The sequence below is a fragment of the Cupriavidus sp. GA3-3 genome, assembly GCF_000389805.1.
Classification (GTDB): domain Bacteria; phylum Pseudomonadota; class Gammaproteobacteria; order Burkholderiales; family Burkholderiaceae; genus Cupriavidus; species Cupriavidus necator_D.
In genome coordinates, this window is sequence record NZ_KB944462.1 from 36,649 (window position 1) to 43,205 (window position 6,557).

Consider the following 6,557-nt stretch of genomic DNA (forward strand, 5'->3'; position numbering starts at 1 on the left):
AGCCGAGCATGCCACAAGACACGCCCATCCTGATTGTCGGCGCCGGCCAGGCAGGCGCGATGGCCGCTGCCGAACTGCGCAGGCTCGGCCATCGCGGCCGCATCGTCATGGCCGGCGGCGAACGCCATGCACCGTACGAACGCCCGCCGCTGTCCAAGTCCGTGCTCGCCGATGCCGCGCAGGACGGCAAGATCGGCGTGCACCCCGCCGGCTTCTATGCCGGGCAGGAGATCGAGCTGCGGCTTGGCACCACGGTCACCGCGCTGGACCCCGCGCACAGCGTGGCGCACTGCGCCGATGGCGAGGCCATTCGCTACGCCGCCTGCCTGCTCGCCACAGGCGGCAATGCGCGCGTCCTGCCTACGCTTCCCCCGGGCACGCCCCGCGTGCACTACCTGCGCACGCTCGACGACGCCGCCCGCCTGCGCGATGCCATGCAGCGCGCGCGCGAAGTGATCGTGATCGGCGGCGGCTTCCTTGGCCTGGAAACGGCCTCGACCGCGGCCGGCCTCGGCCTCCGGGTCACGCTGATCGAAAGCGCCGACCGGCTGCTCGGCCGCGCGCTGCCGCCTGAGCTTGGCAGCTGGCTGGCGCAGCGCGTGCTTGCGCAAGGCGTCGAGCTGCGGCTCGGCTGCGGCATCGCGGCCCTGGTGCCGCAGGCCGATGGCGTGCAGGTCAGGCTTGCGGACGGCGCGGCGTTGCAGGCGCCGCTGGTGGTGGTCGCGATCGGGCTGACGCCCGAGGTGGCGCTCGGCGCCGCCGCCGGCCTGGCGCTGGACCCCGCCAACGGCGGCATCCAGGTCGACCAGCAGGGCCGCACCAGCGCGGCCGGCATCTATGCCGCGGGCGACTGCTGCAGCCAGTACCAGCCCCGGCTCGGCGCCCACATGCGGCTGGAGTCCTGGCAAAGCGCCAACGAGCAGGCGCGCATCGCCGCCGCCGCCATGCTGGGCGTGCAGGCCGAACCCGCGGCGATGCCGTGGTTCTGGACCGACCAGTTCGGCTGCAACGTGCAGATGCTCGGCGCGGCCACTCCCGATACCCGCTATGCCTGGCGCGGCATCGCCGCCAGCGACGCGCCCTGCCCCAGGTTCATGCTACTCGGCACCCGGCACGGCCGGCTCAGCCACGCCATCGCCATCAATGCCGGCGGCGACCTGCGGCCGCTGCGCGCGCTCTTCGGCCATGCCGTCGAAGACCTGCTGCCACGGCTGTGCGATGACGCCATGCCGCTGCGACAGCTGGTGCGCGACCTCCCTACGGCAGCGGCCAGCCCCGCTACACTCTGAAAGGACTCCCACATGTACCAGACACAAGCTGTGATCCAGCACACGCTGGGCAAGAAAGACGCCGGCCTGGCCGACTGCCGTTGGCCCGAAGACAGCCTGCACTATATCCCGGACTGGGTCTACACCAGCAAGGAGGTGCATGACCTCGAGCTGCAGAAGATCTTTCGCGGACGCTCCTGGAACTACGTCGCGCTCGAAGCGGAGATCCCCAACGCCGGCGACTACAAGCGCTCCTATGTCGGCGCGACGCCGGTGGTGGTGTCGCGCGCCGAAGACGGCTCGGTCAACGTCTTCGAAAATCGCTGCGCGCACCGCGGCGCCGAGTTCTGCCGCCACAGCCAGGGCAATGCAAAGGAATTCGTCTGCCCCTATCACCAGTGGTCCTACGACCTCAAGGGCAACCTGCAGGGCGTTCCGTTCAAGCGCGGCGTCAATCGCGCGGGTGGCATGCCCAGGGACTTCCGCAACGAGGACCACGGCCTGGTCAAGCTGAACGTGGCCACGCGCAACGGCGTGATCTTCGCCTCGTACGCGGCGGACATGGAAAGCCTGGAAGACTACCTGACGCCGGAGATCCTCAAGGACTTCGACATCGTCTTCAACGGCAAGCCGCTCAAGGTGCTCGGGTACTACAAGAACGAACTTCCGTGCAACTGGAAGATGTACCACGAGAACCTCAAGGACCCGTACCACGCCACGTTGCTGCACTCCTTCCTGGTGGTGTTCGGACTGCTGGTGGCGGGCAACGAAAGCGCCATGATCGCCGATCCCGTGCACGGGCGGCACGGCACCATGGCGTCGGCGAAGAAGGAAGACAAGTACGCGGCCGTCAGCGACGAGAACAAGAAGGAGATGCGCTCATACCATGAAGGCATGCGTCTGGAGGACGAACGCTTCCTGGAATATGTGAAAGAGTTCGATTCGCCTTGGTCGGTGACGATGCAGACGATCTGGCCGAACCTGATCGTGCAGCGCGAAATGAACACCCTCGGCGTGCGCCAGATCGTGCCCAACGGGCCGGACAGCATGCTGATGCTGTGGACCATGTTCGGCTACGAGGATGATACCGAGGAGATGACGCAGCACCGCCTGCGCCAAGGCAACCTGATGGGCCCCGCTGGCTTCCTGGGGCTGGAAGACAACGAGGCGATGAAGTTCGTGCAGGAAGGCGTGCGCCGCTCCAGCAGCGACCTCAATGTGCTCAAGCTGGACCCGGACCAGGTCGGCACCTCCAACTCCCTGATCTCCGAATCCGCCATCCGTGCGATGTACCAGTACTACCGCGGCGTGATGGGGTTCTGAACGGCGGCTAACGGGATTCCCAGAATATGAAACCGATGAACTATTCCCTCTATCGCGAGAGCGCCCTCGGCACCGCGCGCGCCATTGAACTGCGACTGGAGATCGAGGCCTTCCACGCGGAATACTGCGCGGTGCTCGACGCCGGCCTGGTGGAGCAATGGCCCCGCTTCTTCACCGAGGATGCGCTCTACCGGATCACCGCGCGCGAGAATGCCGAGCGCAACCTGCCGGTGGGGCTGGTCTACGCCGAAGGGGTGGGCATGATGCGCGACCGCGCCGCTGCGATTGCCAATACCCAGATGTTCGCGCCGCGCTACAACCTGCACCTGGTGACCAACACGCGGGTCAGCGACGAAACCGCGGACGGCGATATCGTGGCACAGGCCAACTACATGCTGCTGCAGACACTGGTGGAGGGCCCCACCACGATCCACCTGGCGGGGACCTACTACGACCGCTTCCGCCGCCAGGGTGGCGGCCTGCTGCTGCGCGAGCGGCAGGTTGTCTACGACACCACCATCATCGCCAACGACCTGGTCTACCCGGTCTAGCGCGCGTTGGGGGCGCGGCGGGCCTTGCGCCCGCCGCCGGGCTCACATGCTGCGCAGCACGGTGCGGCTGTACTGGTTGTTGGCTTCCACCAGCGTCGCCAGCAGGTCCATGAACACTTCGCGCTGGGCGGGCTTCAGCGGCGCCAGCATGCGCTCCTGCGCACGCGCCATGTCGCCACGCAGCGCCGTGACCACGCTCTTGCCTTCCCGCGTCAGGTGGACGTGGCGGGTGCGCCGGTCGGCGGGGTTGTCGCGGCGCTCTACCAGCCCGCGCTCCTCGAGCCGGCGCACGACGTCGGCGGTCGTGGTCCGGTCCAGGCCGACCTCTTGCCCGAGCGAAGTCTGGTCCAATCCCGGCAGCACCGACAGCACCGTCAGGATGGCATATTGCACGGGCGTGATATTGGGCGACTTGCACTCCTCGAAGAACATCGCGACGTGGATCTGGTGCAAGCGCCGCACCAGGAACCCCGGGCGGGCCCAGAGCAATTCCTTTGCCGGATCGGCTTCCGGCATGGCATCCGCCACCTCATGACTGCCACTCGTTGCGTTGCGTTTTGCTCTCGCAGACATCGCTCTCACCATTTTGTATGCACACTGACAGTATATATGAGGCAGGCGAGAGCGAGCCGCCTTGCGGCGCAGGGTTCAGCGTGCGCCGGCGGCGCTGAGAATCTGTTCGATCTGCGTATAGCCGCGCTGGCGCGCATGCTGCAGCGGCGACACGCCGTCGCCGTCGGCCAGGTTCACGTCGGCGCCCGCCTTGACCAGCAGGCGCACGATCTCGGTATGGGCCTGCCCGCCGTTGCCAAGGATGATGGCCTCCAGCAGGGCCGTCCACTTGAGCTTGTTGACATGGTTCACCGCCACGCCGGCCGCGATCAGCGTGCGCACGGTCTCGACATGGCCGCGCTCGGCGGCGGGAATCAGCGCGGTGCCGCCGTAGCGGTTGGTGCTGCGCAGGTCCGCGCCATGGGCCAGCGTCAGGCGCAGGATCTCGTTGTAGCCGCGCGCGCCGGCGTACAGGTAGGGGCTGTCGTGGATGGCATCTTTCGCGTTCACGTCGGCGCCGGCATCGACCAGGACCCTGGCCGCCTGCACGCGGTTGTGGTGCGTGGCCAGCAGCAGCGCCGTGCGTCCCTGCGCATCGCGGTCATCGATGCTGGCGCCCTGGCCAAGCAGTGCGGTGACCTGCGCGGCGTTGCCGCTGGCCGCGGCCTCGCGCAACTGTTGTTCGGGCGTGCCGCCGGCGGCGGCGGCTGGGGTGGATATCAGCATGGCAATGACCAGGGCAAGGCAGATGGACAGGCGCGCCGCCAGCATGTTCTTTCCTCCGTGCGGATGCCTCGGGTGTAAGGGGTGTCGATGCGGTCCGGTGCATTCTGTCATGCCGGCCACGCCGCGCGAAGTTATGGATTCGAATGCACGCCAGTGCCATCGCCAATAACCGGTGCTGCACGCGCAAGGCCCAAATACGCCCTATAACAACCCACGCCACCATGCCCGCGCACGCTGGCCTATAGTCCCGAGGCCCGAACCATCGTCCGCCTGCACGGGCCAGGCCTCAAGGGAGACAACGCGTGTCCACGACAGAAGCCTATCTGCTTGATTCCATCCGCCTCGCCATGGAGAACGTGCGCGAACGCAATACCTGGCCCTTTGGCGCCGTGGTCGTCAGGGACGGCGAGGTGCTGGCCCGCGCGGTCAACCAGGTAGACGCCACCTGCGACCCGAGTGCACACGCCGAAATGCAGGCCGTGCGCGCCGCCAGCCGGGCACTGGGCAAGCCGGACCTGAGCGGCTGCACGGTGTACGCCAGCGGCTACCCCTGCTCGATGTGCCTGTCGGCAATGTATCTGGCCGGCGTGAAGGCGGTCTACTACGCCTACTCCAATGAAGACGGCGAACCCTACGACCTGTCCGCGGAGCGCGGTTATATCGAGCTGGCCCGGCCGCTGGAGCAACGGGAGATGACGCTGGCCTATGTACCGGCGCGCGACGAGGGCATCGACCTGTACGAGGCGTGGCGCGAGCAGCAGGACCGATAGACGCCGCGATGCGGCGCAAGCGGTGCAATGGGCGGTAGGCTGCCGCCCAATTCCACAGTACCGGCATGGCCATCACATTGTCATCGTGACAGGCTGATAATGAGCGGCGGATGACGATCACGGCGTGCGACGCCCGGTCACATGTAACCGCGAGCGGTTGCACGGAACCGCGTGCTGCCGGCCTCGTCAAACCAATTAGTCGCCGGAGACAGGATGCCGCGCCGCAGCATTTCACCGCGGCGCAGCACGCATGGGCGGCATGTGCCGCATCGTCTCCAGGACTTCTGACAATCTTCCCGCGTTTGGCGCTGCTGCGCCGCGCAGACTCCCAGCAAACGCCCCCCTCTAGCCAAGGAGACGAACGTGCTGAGCCCGCATGAATTTGCCACGCTGCTATTGCTGAGCGACGGCCCCGATTCTCTCGATTCCAGCGATTCCCGCCAGATCGACCCCATCGACCTGAAGGCACTGGTCGAAAAGCAACTCGTACAACTTGAGATCCTGCACGGCCGCCGGCAGGAGCCGCGCATTACCAGCCACGGCTACTCGATGCTCAAGGCGATGGGACGCTGACGTCTCGGCGCCGGCGCGGCAGCACCACGCGCCGCAAGGCGCACCCGGATCACCTCGGAGCCCACCATGACAGTGCGCCCGGCAATTGGCGCCGACAGCGCGGCAGCCACCGACGCGGCGCGCCGCCGCTTCCTGCATGAGTTGGGCGGCCTGCTTGCCGCTGCCGGCATCGCGCCCGCGGCGGCAGCAGCCACCCCCGCCGCCTGCCTGCTGACGCCCGCCGCCACCGAAGGCCCCTTCTACCTCGACGACGCCCTGGTGCGCACCGACATCCGCGACGACCGCCCTGGCCAACCCTTGCGGCTGTGCATCCGGGTGGTGGATGCCGGGCGCGGCTGCGCGCCGGTGCCGGGTGCGCTGGTCAGCATCTGGCACTGCGATGCCGACGGCAGCTACAGCGGCGAGGGCCGCGGCAACCGCCAGGCGCGTTTCCTGCGTGGCGTCCAGCCCACCAGCCAGGACGGCGTGGCCACGTTCACGTCGATCTATCCCGGCTGGTACGCGCCACGCGCCATCCATATCCACTTCAAGGTGCTGCTGGGGCGGTCGGAAGCCCTGACCAGCCAGCTGTACTTCAGCGATACCCTGAACCGCGAGGTGCTGGGCAGCCACCCGGCCTACCGCGCGCACGGCGTGCCGTCGCGCGCCACCACGCAGGACCCGATCGCGGGACCCCACCCGAACCAGATGCGCGTGCGCCAGGCTGCCGATGCAGCGGGGCTGCTGGAGGCCGAGTTCACGGTCGGCATCACCCGCACCTGAGCGCCCAGCCCCGGATCCGCGGCATCGGCGGG

At 67.7% G+C, this 6,557-nt stretch carries 8 protein-coding genes; 6 read left to right on the plus strand and 2 right to left on the minus strand.

All coding sequences use genetic code 11. The features are described from left to right. The first annotated feature begins 8 nt into the window (after window positions 1-8). From C265_RS05725 to C265_RS05735, 3 genes are read left to right on the plus strand one after another with little or no spacing between them, the layout of a single operon-like run. Window positions 9-1,289 (plus strand): NAD(P)/FAD-dependent oxidoreductase, encoded by a 1,281-nt coding sequence (locus C265_RS05725; RefSeq protein ID WP_010813510.1) that lies wholly within the window; start codon window positions 9-11, stop codon window positions 1,287-1,289. 12 nt (window positions 1,290-1,301) lie between these two features. Then, window positions 1,302-2,591, plus strand: a complete 1,290-nt coding sequence (locus C265_RS05730; protein WP_010813511.1) for an aromatic ring-hydroxylating dioxygenase subunit alpha — start codon at window positions 1,302-1,304, stop codon at window positions 2,589-2,591. 35 nt (window positions 2,592-2,626) lie between these two features. Further along, complete coding sequence (locus tag C265_RS05735; protein WP_010813512.1) at window positions 2,627-3,142, plus strand: aromatic-ring-hydroxylating dioxygenase subunit beta; 516 nt, start codon at window positions 2,627-2,629, stop codon at window positions 3,140-3,142. Between the two features lie 42 nt (window positions 3,143-3,184). Here the strand turns inward: C265_RS05735 and C265_RS05740 are convergent, their stop codons facing one another. Both C265_RS05740 and C265_RS05745 read right to left on the minus strand, forming a co-directional pair. Then, on the minus strand, window positions 3,185-3,658 hold the full coding sequence (locus tag C265_RS05740; protein WP_010813513.1) for a MarR family winged helix-turn-helix transcriptional regulator: 474 nt from the start codon (window positions 3,656-3,658) through the stop codon (window positions 3,185-3,187). Between the two features lie 132 nt (window positions 3,659-3,790). Next, window positions 3,791-4,465: an ankyrin repeat domain-containing protein gene (locus C265_RS05745; protein ID WP_010813514.1), complete on the minus strand. Its 675-nt coding sequence runs from the start codon at window positions 4,463-4,465 to the stop codon at window positions 3,791-3,793. A 257-nt stretch (window positions 4,466-4,722) separates the two neighbouring features. Here C265_RS05745 and C265_RS05750 point away from each other — a divergent pair, with 257 nt between their 5' ends. From C265_RS05750 to C265_RS05760, 3 genes are all read left to right on the plus strand, one after another. Then, window positions 4,723-5,190, plus strand: coding sequence for a nucleoside deaminase (locus tag C265_RS05750; RefSeq protein WP_010813515.1), 468 nt, complete (start codon window positions 4,723-4,725; stop codon window positions 5,188-5,190). Between the two features lie 363 nt (window positions 5,191-5,553). Continuing rightward, window positions 5,554-5,763: a hypothetical protein gene (locus C265_RS05755; protein ID WP_010813516.1), complete on the plus strand. Its 210-nt coding sequence runs from the start codon at window positions 5,554-5,556 to the stop codon at window positions 5,761-5,763. Window positions 5,764-5,829: 66 nt separating this feature from the next. Continuing rightward, on the plus strand, window positions 5,830-6,525 hold the full coding sequence (locus tag C265_RS05760; protein WP_010813517.1) for an intradiol ring-cleavage dioxygenase: 696 nt from the start codon (window positions 5,830-5,832) through the stop codon (window positions 6,523-6,525). The last annotated feature ends 32 nt before the right edge of the window (window positions 6,526-6,557 follow it).

Bases quoted from the DNA above. Each gene is read 5' to 3' on its own strand.
- C265_RS05725 (WP_010813510.1), top strand. From the start codon at position 9: ATGCCACAAGACACGCCCATCCTGATTGTCGGCGCCGGCCAGGCAGGC.
- C265_RS05730 (WP_010813511.1), top strand. From the start codon at position 1,302: ATGTACCAGACACAAGCTGTGATCCAGCACACGCTGGGCAAGAAAGAC.
- C265_RS05735 (WP_010813512.1), top strand. From the start codon at position 2,627: ATGAACTATTCCCTCTATCGCGAGAGCGCCCTCGGCACCGCGCGCGCC.
- C265_RS05740 (WP_010813513.1), bottom strand. From the start codon at position 3,658: ATGCCGGAAGCCGATCCGGCAAAGGAATTGCTCTGGGCCCGCCCGGGG.
- C265_RS05745 (WP_010813514.1), bottom strand. From the start codon at position 4,465: ATGCTGGCGGCGCGCCTGTCCATCTGCCTTGCCCTGGTCATTGCCATG.
- C265_RS05760 (WP_010813517.1), top strand. From the start codon at position 5,830: ATGACAGTGCGCCCGGCAATTGGCGCCGACAGCGCGGCAGCCACCGAC.